This is a genomic window from Brevundimonas bullata, assembly GCF_003350205.1.
Lineage (GTDB): Bacteria > Pseudomonadota > Alphaproteobacteria > Caulobacterales > Caulobacteraceae > Brevundimonas > Brevundimonas bullata.
Genome location: NZ_QLLC01000002.1, coordinates 67,686 through 82,881 on the forward strand (window position 1 = coordinate 67,686; position 15,196 = coordinate 82,881).

Consider the following 15,196-nt stretch of genomic DNA (forward strand, 5'->3'; position numbering starts at 1 on the left):
TACGTCTTCCGGTCATTGAGGCGCCGGATAGATCAGTGACTTCACCTCGCCGCGCACCACCTTGCCCACCGGATTGCGGGGCAGGGCGGCGACGATATGAAGGGTCTTGGGGGTGCGCACCGGGCCGACGGCCTCGCGCACGAAGGCGGTCAGGGCCTCGGGCGTCACCGAAGGGTCGTCCAGGGCCGCGACGGCCTCCAGCCGCTCGCCCCAGACAGGGTCGGCGACGCCGAAGGCGCAGGCCTCGCGCACGGCGGGGTGGGCGTTCAGCGCGGCCTCGACCTCGCCGGGATAGATGTTGTAGCCGCCGCTGATGATCAGCTCTTTCGAGCGGCCCAGCAGGAACAGGTAGCCGTCGGCGTCCAGCCGTCCGATGTCGCCCGTCTTCAGCCAGCCGTCGTGGCGGGCGGCGTCAGTCTGCTCCGGGTCGTCCAGATAGACGGTGGCGGCCAGGTCGCCGCGCACCAGGATCTCGCCCTCCGTCTCGCCCGTGCGAACCGCGCCGTCGGCGTCCAGCAAGGCGACCGGCGTGTCCGGGAACAGTCGCCCGACCGAGGTCCGCAGTTCGGGCCGGGCCATCTCGGCGGGCGACAGGCCGGCGATGGTCATGGGGGCTTCGGTCTGGCCGTAGAGGGTCGAGAGCACCGGCCCGAAGCGGGCCACGGCCTCGGCGATCCGCGCGGGCGGCATGGGGGCGGCGGAATAGGTCAGGTGGCGCAGTCGGGCGAAGTCGCCCGGAACAAAGCGGCCTTCCTCCATCAGCAGATAGATCAGGGTCGGCGGCATGAAGACGGTGGTGATCCGGCTCTTCAGTTCGCGCAGAATGGCCTCGCGCTCCGGCTTGTCCAGCAGGACATGAGCCCCGCCCGCCGCCAGCACCGGCAGGATGTAGTGCGAGGCCCCGTGCGTCAGCGGCGCGACGGCCAGGTTCACATCGTCGGGGTCGAAGCCATAGAAACTATGTAGCGAGCGCAGCGCCGCCGCCCCGCTGCGGAGGCTTTGCAGCACCCCCTTGGGCACGCCGGTCGAGCCGCCGGTGAATTTCAGGGCGAAGGGGCTTTCGGGATCGTCGGAAATCGGGGGCAGGGTCGCCGCATCGACCGGGGCCGCGCGCCAGTCGTCGAGCGCAAGCGGACGGGCCGTCTCGCCCATGGCCTGGGCGGATTCGACGTCGTGGAGGGTCAGGCGCAGACCGGCGCGCTGCTGGAACAGGCTGTTCAGGCGCGGACCGTTGCGCGGGTTCAGCGGCGTCCAGACCGCTCCGGCACGCAGGATGGCCAGGTAGGCGACGACATGGTCGGCGCTGTTGGCGGCGCACAGGCCGACGCGGTCGCCGGGTCTGACATTGCGCGCGATCAGGTCGGCGGCGGCGGCCTCGACCCGGGCGACCAACTGGCCGTGGCTGAGGACGCGGTCGCCGTCGAACAGGGCGGAACGGTCGCGCTTGTCGCTCAGGTTGTCGTAGAGGGCGCGGATCGGGTGCCGGATCATGCCGCCGGGCGCTCCAGGATAGTGACGACGGTCGCCGCCTCCTCGACGCCGAGGAAACCGCCGCCGTTCTCGGCGGCTGCGATGCGGGCGCCCGCGACCTGACGGTCGCCGGCCTCGCCGCGCAGGTGCTGGATCAGTTCATACAGCTGGCCGATGCCGGTGGCGCCGACCGGGTGTCCCTTGGCCACCAGACCGCCGGACGGGTTGACCGGTGTGCGGCCGCCCAGGGCGAAATCGCCCGCCCTCAGCCGCGCCCCGACCTCGCCGGGCGCGGCCAGACCCAGGTTCTCGATCTGCTGCAGTTCGGCGTAGCTGGTGGCGTCGTGAACCTCGACCAGGTCCACGGCCTCCGGCCCCAGACCGGCCTGCTCATAGGCGGCGCGGGCGGCGCGGCGGCCGATATGGTTGGCGTAGTCGTCGGGCGCGCGGTCGGTGGCGCTGACCAGGGCGCAGCCGCGCACCCGCACGGCGCGGGCGGCGGCGCCCAGCCGCTCCAGCCCCTTGGCCGAACAGACCACCATGGCCGCCGCGCCGTCGCTGACGGGCGCGCACATGGCGCGGGTGAAGGGGAAGACGATGGGCTTGTCGGCCATCACCTGATCCACCGTCATCGGCGTGCGGTATTGCGACTTGGGGTTGAAGGCGGCGGCGGTGTGGTTCTTGGCCGCGAGGCGGGCGAAGTCTTCCTGGGTCGTGCCGAAGCGGGCCATGTGGGCGCGGGCCTGGGCGGCGTAGAGATCCATGAACAGGCTGCGGCCTTCACCCGGCGCTTCACCGCCCATGGCGGCGATATAGGCCAGCACGCCCTCGCGGTCGTGGATGTCGGTCCCGCCCATGAAGGCGGCGGCGACGCGGTCGGGCCGGTCGGGCCAGACCATCTTCTCGGCCCCGACGATCAGGGCGACGTCGCCCGCACCCGCGCGCAGCCACTGGATCGCCTGATGCAGGGCCGTCGAGCCCGAGGCGCAGGCGTTCTCGACATTGATCACGGGGATGCCGGTCAGGCCCAGCGGGCGCAGGGCGATCTGGCCCCGCACCGTGTTCTGGCCCTCCAGCATGGGCTGGCGGGTGTTGGAGAACCAGGCGGCCTCGATGTCGCCGACCTGCGCGCCCGCGTCGGCCAGGGCGTCGCGCACGGCCTCGGCGGTCAGGCTCTTCACCGTGTCGGCGGGGCGTTTGCCCAGGGCGGTCATGGACACGCCGGCGATGAAGACCGGCGCCGTCATGCAGACGGCCGACGGCGCTGGACGATGCGGAAGCGCGCGGCGACGAAGGCCAGATCGGCCAGACAGGCGTTGCCCGCAGGGTTCAGTCCGCTGACGTGATAGTCGCTGTAGGCGGCGGCGAAGTTGATCCACATCGCCCCGGTCAGGTTGATCGTCAGATTGGCCCCCGCCTGCTCATAGAGCGGCGTCGAGCGGGCGATGAAGGCCTCATCCGTCGAATAGAGATAGGACGAGATCGAACCCTTGGTGCGGGCCAGATGGGTCGCCTCGGCCACGGCGGCGTCGGCCTCCATCGTCACCACGAACAGGACCGGGCCGAAATGCTCCTCGGCGTAGAAGTCGGGCGCAGAGCCATCGACGCCCAGCACCAGCGGCGTCAGGGTGCGCGCCTGGGGGAATTGCGGGTGGGCATAGGGCGCGGCTTCGCGCAGGACGCGGACGCCGGGACGCCGCTCCACGGCCCCGCGCACGTCGGCTACAGCCTTCAGGCTGACCTCGCCCTGGACGGCGCCCATGATCCCGGCGGCCAGGGCCGGGTCTTCGGCGATGGCGTCGATCTGGGCGACCAGGGCGGCGGCGAAGGCTTCGGCCAGAGCGGGGGCGACATAGACCACCTGCGGGCTGGTGCACATCTGGGCCGAGAACAGGCTGGCGGCGCGGGCCACGGCGCGGGCGGCGGCGTCCAGATCGGCGACGGATTCGACCACCACGGTGTTGACGCCCGCCGTCTCGGTGAACAGCAGCTTACCCGTCACCGTCCGTTCCAGATGGCCGCCGTAGCGGGGGCTGCCGGTGAAATCGACGATCTGGACGGCGGGATGATCGACCAGAACCTGGGCCACCGGCTCGGCCAGGGTGTCGACGGCCAGGGTGATCAGGTTGGGATCAAAGCCGAAGTCGGCCAGCACCCGACGGCATTCGCGCGCGACAATGGCCATGGGCAGGACGGCGATGGGGTGGGGCTTGAGGATGACCGGATTGCCCGTCGCCAGACTGGCGAACAGGGCCGGATAGGCGTTCCAGGTCGGGAAGCTGGCGCAGCAGATGACCAGGCCGATCCCGCGCGGGACCAGGACATAGGTCTTGTCCAGACTGACCGCTTCGCCGGCGAAATCGCGTTCGTAGCGGGCGCTGCGGGTCACGTCGCGCATGGCCTTGGCGGCGTAGGCCAGGGCCTCGAGGCCCCGGTCCAGGGCGTTGGGGCCGGAGCCGCTGAAGGCTTGCGTATAGCTCTGACCCGCGACGTGCATGACGGCCTGGGCCATTTCGAAGTTCGCGTCGTAGAGGCGCATCGCCATCTCGGCGCACAGGGCCAGACGTAGCTCGGCATCGGCCGTGCGCCAGTCGGGCCAGGCGGTCTGCGCCGCCTCGATCAGGGCCTTGGGATCGCAGCGCGGATAGGTGATCCCCAGAGCCTCGCCGGTGAAGGGCGAGACCTCGGCGCCGACGCGGTCGATCACGCCGGGCAGGTCCAGGTCGAAGGGACGATTGAGCTGGGCCTCGAAGGCGGCCTTGCCCGCGACGGGCTTGTCCGGGCCGTGGATCTTGGTCGAGGGCGAGTCCTTGAACGGCGACCAGGCGGCGCGGGCGGACACGGCCTTGATCGCGGCCTCTATCAGGTCGGCGTGGCGTTCGATGAGGGCGCGGCGGGCCTCGGCGGGCGGGAAGGGCGCGTTCATGCTCAGCTCATCCGCTCGACGATCATGGCCGAGCCGACGCCTTGCGCGCCCGCGGCCACGACCAGACCGTAGCGGCCTTCGCAGGCGTCCAGCGCGTCGAGCAGGGACGACAGCAGGATGGCCCCGGTGGCGCCCATCGGGTGCCCCTTGGCCAGGTGGCCGCCGCCGACATTGACCTTGTCGCTCAGCGTCGGATGTTCCCGCGTGAACTTGGCGATGGTGACGGCGAAGGCCTCCATGAACTCGATCCGGTCCATGTCGGCCAGGGTCAGCCCGGCCTGGTCCAGCACCCGATCCATCGCCGTGAAGCCGGCCGTCAGGGAGGCGGCGGGATCGCCCCCGGCCTCGGCCCAGGCGAGGATGCGGGCACGGGCGCCTTCGGCCTGGCTGGAGATCAAGGCCAGTCCGGCGCCGTCGCTCATCGGCGGGGCGTGCGACACGGTGTGGCGGTGGTCGATCACCCGTCCCTCCAGCGCCTCGGCGTAGGGCGCGGCCAGGGCGGCGAAGGCGGGCGGCAGCGACGCCAGGCTCTCGCTGCTGGTCTTCGGGCGCGCGGCTTCCTCGTGCGACAGGCCGTTCAGGGGAATGCGCGAGGCGGTGAGCGGCGTGCCCTCGGCGAAGGCGGTGCGCTGCTGCGAGGTGAGGGCGGCGGCGTCCATCTCGGCGCGCGTGACGCCGATGTCCTCGGCCAGACGGTCGGCGGCGACGGCGACGGGGAGGTAGCGGGTACGCGGCGGGAAGCTGGCGTCCTCATAATAATCGGCCTTGTCGCCCATGAAGGGGACGCGGGACATCATCTCGACCCCGCCGGCCAGGGCCGAACCCACGGCGCCCGTCTGGACCAGGGCCGCTGCCTGACCCACGGCGGTCAGGCCCGAGACGCAGTAGTTGTTCAGGGCGAAGGCGAAGGCCGCGTCGTCCAGACCCGCGTGCAGCTTGCTGACCAGGGCGACATTGGCCCCCTGGGCGCCGACCTGGCCGACGCAGCCCAGGATCAGGGCCTCGGCGGCGCGGGGCGCATGGCCGCGCGCCTCCATGGCGTCGATCAGGCCCGTGACCAGTTCGTGCGGCTTCAGTGCGGCCAGCCCGCCGTCGGGGCGGGCCTTGCCGCGCGGGGTGCGGACGGCGTCGTGGATATAGGCGCTCAACGGATCAACCCTTCGTCATCTGATCGCCGCGCGCCCACGTGCCGTGGAAACCAGCCGGCACTCGGACGGGCAGCAGGACGCGCGCCACCGGCCCGGCCTCGAAGTTCTGGGCGTCGATCACCTGGACCTCGGATCGGCCGGTGTTTTCGTCGGTGACGAAGGCGATGACGTAACCGTCGTCCTCGGCCCGCGAGTCGATGCGCGGGGCGAAGGCGGGTTCGGAGCCGAACATCTGCGGCTCGTAATCATAGGTCCGCGCGGCGCCCGTGGTCAGGTCGTACTTGATCAGACCCTTGAAGCGCTGAAGCTCCGTCTTCGACATGGCCACGTGATAGGACCACTGGGTCGGCTGGGCAGAATAGTCGAGGTTGACGACCGGGAACTCGCCGATGCGGTCGTCCAACTGGCGCTTCTTCACCTCGCCGGTGCGCATGTTCATCCGCCATTCGACAGGCACGGCGTTCAGGGCCAGCACATTCACCATGGCCGCATAGGGGCCGTAGGCCGGGTTCGACGGATAGCCGTTGGGCGTCATCATGCAGGCGGTCATGACGACCTCGTCGCCGTCCTCCCAGCTGTTGACGACGTGGTAGATGTAGCAGCTATCCGTCTCGAACCAGCGGATCTGGTCGCCACGGCCCCGGCGCGGCGCCACGCCGAAGCGCGCGGGCTGGTCGGCGAAATGGATGTTCCACTGGCTCTTGCGCAGGCCGGCGTCGGTGAAGACCACCGGCAGGTCGTGCAGGATGACGTAGTTCTCGGTCAGACCCATGTCGTGCGGCAGGCGCGGCCCCGGCAGCTCGACGCGCTCGAAATGGGTCAGCTCGTTATTGGCGCTGACCGTGCCGTAGGTCATCCACGGCTCGTAAAGGGAATAGTCGAAGAAGACGAACTCCCCGGTGCGCGGATCGACCTTGGAGTGGGCCGAGACATGGCGCGGCAGCTTACCGCCGAAGGTCTCGATGCCGACCGTTTCCAGCGTGCGCGCATCCACCCGGACCGGATGCCCCGAGATGTACCACAGGGCCATCAGCGAGCCGTTATGCAGGACCACGTCGGTATTGGCCGTGTCCTTGTAAACCTTGTCTCCGCGCGTCGAGGCAGGATTGGCCCGCGTTGAGGGCAGCATGACCCCGCCCGCGCCGCAGCCGCCGTTCAGGTCCGCCACATGGTCCGCCGAGCGGACGAAGCGATTGCGGTACTCGGCCTTGCCGTTCTCGAAATAGACGGCGTGCAGCATGCCGTCGCCGTCGAACCAGTGGTGCATCCCCTCGGGCGCCTGGGCCGGGTTCGGGCCGTTGCGATAGAAGCAGCCGTAGAGGTCTTTCGGGATCTCGCCGATCACCTCCAGATTCAGCGCGGTCGTCTCCTTCGCTACGGGTTCATAGGCCCCCTGGAGATAGGGGTTCAGCGTGTTCAACGGGCTGAGCGGTCCGGTTTCGATCCGGCGGGCGTCGTCGGCCATGACGGCTGTTCCTTCCCTGTTTGTGAGCGAGATCGCGCCTCGCTCATCCTTGTCTGCTGCGACCATGAGCGGTTAGGTCGCTTAACGCAAGTCACTTTGACGGCGTCGGCGACAGCGGCGCGGCCATCAGCTGATCAAAGGCGGCGTTGCCGTCGGTGAAGGTCTTCCAGCCGTGCAGATCCATCAGGGCGGCGGCGTGGGCGGTCAGGTCGTCGGGGGCGAAATCGGCGGCGAAGGCCAGGCCGGGTCCCTCGATTCGCGCGGCGGGCCGCACGCGCCCGGCCCCCGCCACCAGGGTCTCGCCGTTCAACGGACAGTCCGTCGCCATCAGCCAGCTGGCGACCGGGGCGACCCGCTCCGGCGCCATGCGGGCGGCGCTGTCGGCGTCCAGATAGTCGGCGGTCATGCCGGTGGCGGCATAGGGGGCGATGGCGTTGCAGGCCACGCCGTGCGACGCCCCTTCCAGGGCGATGACCCGCATCAGCCCGATCAGCGCCGCCTTGGACGACGAATAGGCGGCCATGCCGTGGACGCCGTGCAGCCCCGCCGCCGAGGTCGACATCAGGATGCGGCCCGAGCCCTGGGCGCGCAGATGGCGATAGACGGGCAGGGTGGGCGTCAGGGCGCCGAAGAAGTTGACCTCGAACACCTGCCGAAAGGCGTCGGTGGTCTGCTTGTGCAGGGTCCTGGCCTCGGGCGCGCCCGCATTGTTCAGCAGGCCGTCGACGTGACCGAAGACGTCCAGAGCGGCGGCCAGCAGCTGCTCGCCGGAATCGGCCTCCTCGACCGCCAGGGGCGCAGCGACGGCGCGACCGCCCAGGGCGAGAATCTCGGCCACGACCGTCTCGGCCGAGCCGGGCGCGTCGGCCGGGCGTGGGCGGGTGTTGACCACCACGGCGGCCCCGCGCCGGGCCAGGTCCAGGGCATAGGCTCGGCCCAGACCGCGCCCGGCGCCGGTGACGATGACGACCCGATCCTGAAGCGCGCTCATGCGTCTGCGCCTTCGGCCTTGGGGGCGGCTTTGACGGCGCTCTTGGGTCGCGGCCAGGGCAGGAAGCGGGGGGTGCGGGCGCAGTAGGCGGCCCAGGCCTCGGGCCGGGTGCGCGCCATGTGCTGCTCCTTGAACGGCGCGGCGGAAGCGTAGCCCATGAACCAGCCGGTATAGAGGGGAGCGAAGATCGTCACCCAGCCCCACGGATGGGCCAGGGCCAGCACGAACCAGCCCGCCCACATGACGCTCTCGCCCAGATAGTTGGGGTGGCGCACGAAGGCCCAGGCGCCCGTGTCCAGCAGGCCGCCGCGGTTCGCGGGCGCGCGCTTGAAGGCCGCCAGCTGGCGATCCGCCGTGCTCTGCAACAGGAAGCCGGCCAGCCAGACGACGACGCCCAGGGCCAGCAACGCGGTCGGACGCGGCGTCGGCGCCGTCAGGATGAAGGCGAAGGGGGCGCACCACAGCCAGACGGTCACGCCTTGCAGTAGATGGACCTGGAAGCCGCTCCACCACAGCCAGTTGGGGCCATAGCTCTTGCGCCAGTGGGCGTAGGGTTGGCGTTCGGCGTGGATGTTGTGGCCCCAGGTCTGGAACGCCAGCCGGATCGACCAGACGCCGAGGCTGAGCAGGAACAGGCCGCTGAACAGGTCCAGCGGCAGGCCGGAGAGGGCGAAACCCGTCCCCGCCGCCGCCGCCGGGGCCAGCGGATAGGCCACGTCCATCAGCCCGTGATTGCGCTTCATCGTCCCCGCCAGCCAGCCCGGGGCGACCACGGCCAGCACGCCGCCGCCGCTGGCGAGCCAGATGAACAATGTTTCACGCAACAGGGAGGGCGGCGCGGCGAAGGCGGCCGCGAAGGCCGCCAGAGGCGCGGCCATCATGACGTAATGCCATGCTTTTCCGCGTGTTTTCGAGGGCATGACGAAGAGCCAGACCGCCACGAGAGCGACCCAGGCCAAGGCGGCCAGCATCCATCCATCCAGTCTCACGCGGCGGCTCCATTTATGACTTGCGTAAAAAGACTTGCAAACAAGGTTCGTTAGCGCAAGCTTCTGTTTGACCGCTGGAGCATCCGATCAACGGAGCCGGGGCGCGGTCGAGGGAGCGAAACATGAGGAAGACCGCATTCAGCGCGTCGGTCGCGACGCTGCTGCTGGCCACGGGGATGGCCGTACCCGCCATGGCCCAGACCACGCCGACCGAGGGCGCCGTCACGCTCGGCGACGTCGTCGTCACGGCCCAGCGTCGCGAGCAGAGCCTTCAGGACGTGCCGATCGCCGTCACCGCCTTCAACGCCGAGACGCTGGAGCGCACGGCGGCGACGGGCATTCAGGACGTGGCGGGCAAGGCGCCGGGCGTGACCCTGACCCAGTTCAACATCGGCGAGCCGCAGATCTTCATCCGCGGCGTCGGCACCACCAGCGATTCCGCCGCCAGCGACCCCTCCATCGGCGTGTCGATCGACGAGGTCTCCATCGGCCGCGCGGGCGCCAGCTCCATGGCCTTCCTTGATGTCGAGCGGGTCGAGATCCTGCGCGGGCCGCAGGGCACCCTCTATGGCCGCAACGCCTCGGGCGGGGCGCTGAACGTCTATACCAAGAAGCCGCGGTTCGAGAACTCGGCCCAGCTTACCGGCCGCCTCGGCAGCTTTGACGAGCGCGGCGTCGAGGCCGTGCTGAACCGCCAGCTGGGCGAGGACACCGCCGGTCGTCTGGCCCTGCGCTGGAACCAGAACGACGGCTACGCCGAGAACGTGCCGACCGGCCGGGGCCTGGAGGGCGGCGAACAGTTTGGCCTGCGCGCCCAGGTGCTGCACAACGCCGGCGACTGGAGCTTCCTGGGCGGCGTCGACTACTCCAAGGACGACATGCAGGGCCACGCCCGCGTTCCGGTCCTGGCCTCCTCAACGCCGCCGGCGTTTGCGACGCTGGTGAACAACCTGCGCGCCGGTCTGAGCGTGCGGCAGAGCTTCTCTTCGGCGGACAATTATCAGAAGCGGGAAAACTGGGGCCTGACCGGGCGTGCCCAGTGGTCGGGCGCCGAGAACTTCGACGTCATCTCCCTGACCTCCTATCGCGACAACGACTACAGCTGGCGCGACAACCTAGGCGGACTGCCGTTCCCGGGCTTCCCCCTGTCGGTCGACGACCGCGCCAGCGAGGCGGCCAAGCAGTTCAGCCAGGAGTTCCGCCTGACCTCCAAGTCCGGTTCTTCGATCGACTGGGTCGCCGGCGTCTATATGTTCCGCGAAGAGGTGGAGCGGTCGGAGCGGTTCGTGGTGCAGACGGCGCTGCCGATCGCACCGCCTTCGTTTGGCGGCGACACGACCTTCAATCAGGACGCCACCAACTCCAGCTACGCCGTCTTCGGTCAGGCCACGATCCCCTTCGCCAATATCTGGGAGCTGACCGCCGGCGCGCGCTGGACGCATGACGAACGCGAAGTGCATCAGGTCGCCCTGGACAACGAGAACGGCGCCAACGGCCCTCCCGGCATTCCGCTGGGGCCGACGGGTTCGCCCTATAACGTCAAGGCCGACGCCACCTTCGAGGAACCGACCTGGAAGCTGGCCCTGGCGGTCGAGCCGATCGACAATATGCGGTTCTATGTCAGCTATGATCGCGGCTATAAGGCCGGCGCCTTCCCCAGCGCCGCCCAGACCGGCGCCCAGGCGACCAAGCCGCTGCGCTCCGAACTGCTCGACAACTACGAGATCGGCGCCAAGACGACGCTGGCGGGCGGGCGGCTGCGCCTCAACGCGGCGGCCTTCATGCTCGATTACACCGACCTGCAGGTCTATGAACTGCTGGGCCTGACCCTGGTCACGTCCAACGCCGAGGCCGAGGTGCGCGGCTTCGAGGTCGAGACGGCGCTGGCGGTGAACCACAACATCACCATCGGCGGTTCCTATACTCAGCTGGACGCCGAATATACGTCCAACGCCGTGTCGGGCGCTCTGGCCCTGCCGTACAAGGGCAACAAGCTGCCGCGCTCGCCGGAAAGCCAGTTCACCCTCTACGCCGACGGTCAATGGGACGCCTTCGGCGGCACGTTGTCGGCGCGGGCGGACTATCAGTGGACGAATGACTTCTACTTCGATCCGTCGAACGCCCCCGAGGTGCTGGTGCCGTCCTATGGCCTGATCAGCGCTTTCGCCTCCTGGGAAGCGCCGAGCGGACTGAAGGTCTCGGTCTACGGCAAGAACCTCGGCGACGAGGAATATCAGCAGCACATCATCAAGAACGCGAGCATCGGCTTCAGCGTCTTCGGCGCCCCGCGTTCCTTCGGCGTGGCGGTCAGCAAGACCTTCTGACGGTCCTTCCTGTCGTCAAAACTATCGCCCGTCGGCCTCGCGCCGGCGGGCGATTTTCTTATGGGCTCGCTGTCTCGGTCGTGGCCTCGAGCTCCCAGCGGATGCGACGCGGGTCTAGCGGCTCGCCGCTGTCCAGATCGCAGACCACGGGCGTGATCGCCTCGCCGCTGGCGCGGTCCACCAGGGTCAAAGGGGCCTCGTCGGGTTCGACCAGCCATCTCTGGCTCCAGCCGTGCATGGCCAGGACGATGGGGTAGAGGGCCAGGCCGGCCTCGGTCAGCCGGTATTCAAAACGCACGGGCGCGGTCTGATAGGGACGCTTTTCCAGGACGCCTTGCAGCACCAGACGGTTCAGTCGGTCGGCGAGGATATTGGTCGCCACGCCCAGGGCGGCATGGATCTCGTCAAAGCGGCGCAGACGGAAATAGGCCGCCGACAGCACCGCCCAGCTCCAGTAGTCGCCCATGATCTCGGTCGAGCGGTCGATGATCGGACGATCCGTCTCGATCGGCGCCGAGCGTCGTCGGCGCGAGGTCGGGGGAGGGATGATGATGAGGCCCGGACCAGGCTTCCAGTCGACCTTGTCGGGTTTTACCTCGACGCCGTGCGCGCGCGTAAGAACGGCGGGCTTCAGCCGACGACCCGTCTCGCGGTCGAAAAAGGCGATGGCGTAGCGTTCCTGCAGAGGCGACTGGGCCCAGATCTTCTCCCACTGGCCCTGCACTACGGCGACGCCGAACATGTCGAGGCCCATCTCGGTCAGGCGGTATTCCGTCCGCGTGCCGGTCGCGACCTGTTCCTGGCTCAGCAGGCCGGCGGCGACTAGCTTCTGCAGCCGGTCGGTCAGCACGCTGCGGGGCGTCCCCAGGCGTTCGCGCCATACGCCGAAGCGCCGCACGCCGTAGAAGGCTTCGCGCAGGATCAACTGCGTCCAGGCGTCGCCCGTGATGGCGAAGGCGCGCGCGACGGGATTGCCCATGATCAAGGAGCGAATGTCGGGCTCGGTCAAATCCCTACCTGGCTTGAGTGCGCCTAGTTCTGCGCCGTGTCGGGCAGGCGCCCTTCATCATCACTAGCGATGCGCAGACTAGCCTTGGCAGACCTATCGGCAGACGCGATGGCAGTCAAACGTCCCAGGGACCTCGACGAGTTCCGGCCGCCGCGCAACCGAAGTCAGCCGCCGGTGATCGCCTTGTAGGCCACATAGACGGCGACGATCAGGATCAGCCCCGCGAACAGGCGACGCCCCAGGGCCGCGTTGTCGCCCAGACGCTTGGACAGCGGCAGTCCGGCCATCGTGCCCGCTGCGCCGCCGACCGCCATGGCCGCGACCACGCCCCAGTCGACCAGACCGGACAGGCTGTAGTTCACCGCCGTGCTGGCGCCGAAAGCCGCGACGCTCAGCAGCGAGGTCGCCTGGGCCGCCGCCAGGGTCATGCCCGTGGCCCACATCAGGCCGGGCACGATCAGGAAGCCGCCGCCGATGCCGAAGAAGCCCGCCGCCACGCCGACGCCTGCGCCGGATGCGACGATGGGCGGCGTCATGCCTCGGTTCAGGCGTACGCCCGGATCGCCGTCGTTCTTCTTGGGCCGCAGCATGGCCAGGCCGACCGCCGCCATGGCCACGGCGAAGGCCAGCAGCAGCTGATGGCCGTCAATGGCCTTGGCCGCCGAGGACCCGATCCAGGCCGCCGCCGAGCCGACCACGGCGAACAGGATGGCGCAGGGCCATCGTACCCGCCCAGCCCTGGCCTGCCCGGCCAGGGCCGTCAGGGCGTTCAGCGACACGCCGGCGGCCGAGGCGCCGATGGCCATGTGCGGGTCACGCACGCCGACCACATAGAGCAGCAGCGGCACAGCCAGAACCGATCCCCCGCCGCCGAAGACCGTCAGTAGCATGGCGACGATCCCGCCGCTGAGCGCCGCCAGAATCAGATGCAGCGGGTCCATGACCTCAAGCCCTCTTCATGCGCCGGTTCCACGGCATGACCGCCAGCAGACGCGCCATGCCGCAGAAGCCCGTGGCGCCGGCGACGAACAGGCCCGCCCCGACAAAGGCGCTGAGGCCCCAGAAAGCGGGATGCGCCAGCGTACCCAGGAGGGCGCCGACCAGGATCAGGCCGCCCGCCGCCATCTGCACCTGGCGCATAAGCTCCAGCGGCTGTTTCGTGTCGGTCTTGACCGGCAGGCCCGCCTTCTTCCACGCGTCCAGACCGCCAGCCAGAACATGGGCCGGGCCGTCGACGCGCGCGGCCAGCCGGTCGCAGTGTCCGGCCGTGCGGTTGCCGCTGCGGCACATGAAGATGACATCCTTGTTCGGCGTCAGCCCCAGATGGGCGGCCTCGAACGCGGACAGGGGAGCGGCCACGGCGCCGACGATATGTTCGCGCGCATGTTCGTCGGGTTCACGGATGTCCACCAGGACGGCGGTCCGCGCCTTCAGGCGTGCGGCGACTTCGGCAGGGGACAAAGAGACAAGCGGGTTCATGGTCTGGTTCCTTGGAAACGAGGGGCTCAGGCGGAGGCCGGAGGACAGAAGATTTCGGCCAGGATGCCGATCACCTGCAGGGCGGCCGGGTCGGCGATGCGATAAAAGACGGCGGTGCCGCTCTTCCTCGCGCTCACCAGTCCGTCCTCGCGCAGGCGGGCCAGATGCTGTGACAGGGCCGATTGCGACAGGCCGACGAGCGGGAGCAGGTCTGCGACCTGCCGTTCTCCGTCGCCGATCTGGCACAGGATCATCAGGCGGTTTTCGTTGGACAGGGATTTCAGCAGTCGGGCGGCGTCACCCGCGCTGGCTTGAAAGCGTTCCAGTCCGATGGCGTTCAGGTCGATCATGGACGGCAATATATGAGCACTTGTTAAATTAGCAAGACCTAATATACTGGGAGCAACTCAGGAGGCTAATCGCATGACCCCTTCCCCCACGCTCCGTCCCGACGTCGTCGGCTTCTTCGACCCGGCCACGCACACCGTGACCTATCTGGTCTCTGATCCCGCCACGGGCGCTGCAGCACTCATCGACCCGGTTCTCGACTATGATCCGGCGTCTGCGCGCACTTCGACCGGCTCCATCGATCAGGTGCTGGAGGCCGTGCGCGAACGCGGCCTGACACTGGAACGCGTGCTGGAAACCCACGCCCACGCCGACCACCTGACCGGCGCTGACGTGATCCGCACCCGTACCGGCGCGCCGGTCGGCATCGGCGAAAAGATCACGCGGGTGCAAAAGACCTTCGGCGACCTGTTCGAGGCCGCCGACGTCACGCCCGACGCCGTGGTCTTCGACGAGACCTATGCCGACGGCGCCCGTTTCACTCTTGGCGCGCTTGAAGTCGAGGTGATGCACACGCCCGGCCACACCCCCGCCTGCGTGGCCTACCGGATCGGCGACGCGGCCTTCGTGGGGGATACCCTTTTCATGCCGGACTACGGCACGGCGCGCTGCGATTTTCCCGGCGGCGACGCCCGGACCCTGTACCGCTCGATTCAGAAGATCCTGAGCCTGCCCGACGCCACCCGCGTCTTCGTCGGCCATGACTACCTGCCTGAAAGCGGTCGCGCAGATTTCCGCTGGGAAACGACCGTGGGCGAGGAGAAGGCGGCCAACACCCACATCGCCGGGCGTACGGAAGACGACTTCGTCGCCCTGCGCGAGGCGCGCGACGCCACTCTGAAGGCGCCGCAGCTGATCCTGCCGGCCTTGCAGGTCAACATCCGCGCCGGCGCCCTGCCGCCCGCCGAACCGTCTGGAAAGCGGTTTCTGAAGCTGCCGCTGAACGCCTTGTGAGCGGCGCACGGCACGTTCGATCCCTCTTCATCGAAGCCGCGCTCAGCCAGTCGGGGCTCTACGCAACATCCATGCTCGGTGATCGTTGACCAA

13 protein-coding genes are annotated in these 15,196 nt (G+C 69.1%); 2 read left to right on the plus strand and 11 right to left on the minus strand.

Going from position 1 to position 15,196, the window contains the following annotated elements; genetic code table 11:
- Positions 1 to 12: 12 nt before the first annotated feature.
- The 7 genes from DXK21_RS01370 to DXK21_RS01400 all read right to left on the minus strand — a co-directional run bounded on the left by DXK21_RS01370 (position 13) and on the right by DXK21_RS01400 (position 8,989).
- Positions 13 to 1,491 (minus strand): class I adenylate-forming enzyme family protein, encoded by a 1,479-nt coding sequence (locus DXK21_RS01370; RefSeq protein ID WP_114815996.1) that lies wholly within the window; start codon positions 1,489 to 1,491, stop codon positions 13 to 15.
- Positions 1,488 to 2,717 (minus strand): thiolase family protein, encoded by a 1,230-nt coding sequence (locus DXK21_RS01375; protein WP_114815997.1) that lies wholly within the window; start codon positions 2,715 to 2,717, stop codon positions 1,488 to 1,490. The genes DXK21_RS01370 and DXK21_RS01375 overlap by 4 nt, the downstream gene beginning before the upstream one ends.
- Positions 2,714 to 4,396, minus strand: coding sequence for an aldehyde dehydrogenase family protein (locus DXK21_RS01380; protein ID WP_114815998.1), 1,683 nt, complete (start codon positions 4,394 to 4,396; stop codon positions 2,714 to 2,716). The genes DXK21_RS01375 and DXK21_RS01380 overlap by 4 nt, the downstream gene beginning before the upstream one ends.
- Before the next feature lie 2 nt (positions 4,397 to 4,398).
- Positions 4,399 to 5,544 carry an acetyl-CoA C-acyltransferase gene (locus DXK21_RS01385; RefSeq protein ID WP_114815999.1) on the minus strand — a complete coding sequence of 382 codons (1,146 nt, stop codon included), beginning with the start codon at positions 5,542 to 5,544 and terminating at the stop codon, positions 4,399 to 4,401.
- A gap of 4 nt (positions 5,545 to 5,548) precedes the next feature.
- Positions 5,549 to 7,009 carry a carotenoid oxygenase family protein gene (locus tag DXK21_RS01390; RefSeq protein ID WP_114816000.1) on the minus strand — a complete coding sequence of 487 codons (1,461 nt, stop codon included), beginning with the start codon at positions 7,007 to 7,009 and terminating at the stop codon, positions 5,549 to 5,551.
- Between the two features lie 91 nt (positions 7,010 to 7,100).
- Positions 7,101 to 8,000, minus strand: a complete 900-nt coding sequence (locus DXK21_RS01395) for an SDR family NAD(P)-dependent oxidoreductase (RefSeq protein ID WP_114816001.1) — start codon at positions 7,998 to 8,000, stop codon at positions 7,101 to 7,103.
- Positions 7,997 to 8,989: a DUF1295 domain-containing protein gene (locus tag DXK21_RS01400; RefSeq protein WP_245945028.1), complete on the minus strand. Its 993-nt coding sequence runs from the start codon at positions 8,987 to 8,989 to the stop codon at positions 7,997 to 7,999. Before DXK21_RS01400 ends, DXK21_RS01395 begins: the two co-directional genes overlap by 4 nt.
- Before the next feature lie 122 nt (positions 8,990 to 9,111).
- Here DXK21_RS01400 and DXK21_RS01405 point away from each other — a divergent pair, with 122 nt between their 5' ends.
- Positions 9,112 to 11,313, plus strand: coding sequence for a TonB-dependent receptor (locus DXK21_RS01405; protein ID WP_114816003.1), 2,202 nt, complete (start codon positions 9,112 to 9,114; stop codon positions 11,311 to 11,313).
- Positions 11,314 to 11,371: 58 nt separating this feature from the next.
- Here the strand turns inward: DXK21_RS01405 and DXK21_RS01410 are convergent, their stop codons facing one another.
- The 4 genes from DXK21_RS01410 to DXK21_RS01425 form a co-directional block, all read right to left on the minus strand.
- Positions 11,372 to 12,322 carry a winged helix-turn-helix transcriptional regulator gene (locus DXK21_RS01410; RefSeq protein WP_114816004.1) on the minus strand — a complete coding sequence of 317 codons (951 nt, stop codon included), beginning with the start codon at positions 12,320 to 12,322 and terminating at the stop codon, positions 11,372 to 11,374.
- A gap of 164 nt (positions 12,323 to 12,486) precedes the next feature.
- Positions 12,487 to 13,263 (minus strand): sulfite exporter TauE/SafE family protein, encoded by a 777-nt coding sequence (locus tag DXK21_RS01415; RefSeq protein WP_114816005.1) that lies wholly within the window; start codon positions 13,261 to 13,263, stop codon positions 12,487 to 12,489.
- Positions 13,264 to 13,267: 4 nt separating this feature from the next.
- Complete coding sequence (locus tag DXK21_RS01420; protein ID WP_114816006.1) at positions 13,268 to 13,801, minus strand: rhodanese family protein; 534 nt, start codon at positions 13,799 to 13,801, stop codon at positions 13,268 to 13,270.
- Positions 13,802 to 13,827: 26 nt separating this feature from the next.
- Positions 13,828 to 14,151: an ArsR/SmtB family transcription factor gene (locus DXK21_RS01425; protein WP_114816007.1), complete on the minus strand. Its 324-nt coding sequence runs from the start codon at positions 14,149 to 14,151 to the stop codon at positions 13,828 to 13,830.
- A 73-nt stretch (positions 14,152 to 14,224) separates the two neighbouring features.
- Here DXK21_RS01425 and DXK21_RS01430 point away from each other — a divergent pair, with 73 nt between their 5' ends.
- Complete coding sequence (locus DXK21_RS01430) at positions 14,225 to 15,103, plus strand: MBL fold metallo-hydrolase (RefSeq protein WP_114816008.1); 879 nt, start codon at positions 14,225 to 14,227, stop codon at positions 15,101 to 15,103.
- The last annotated feature ends 93 nt before the right edge of the window (positions 15,104 to 15,196 follow it).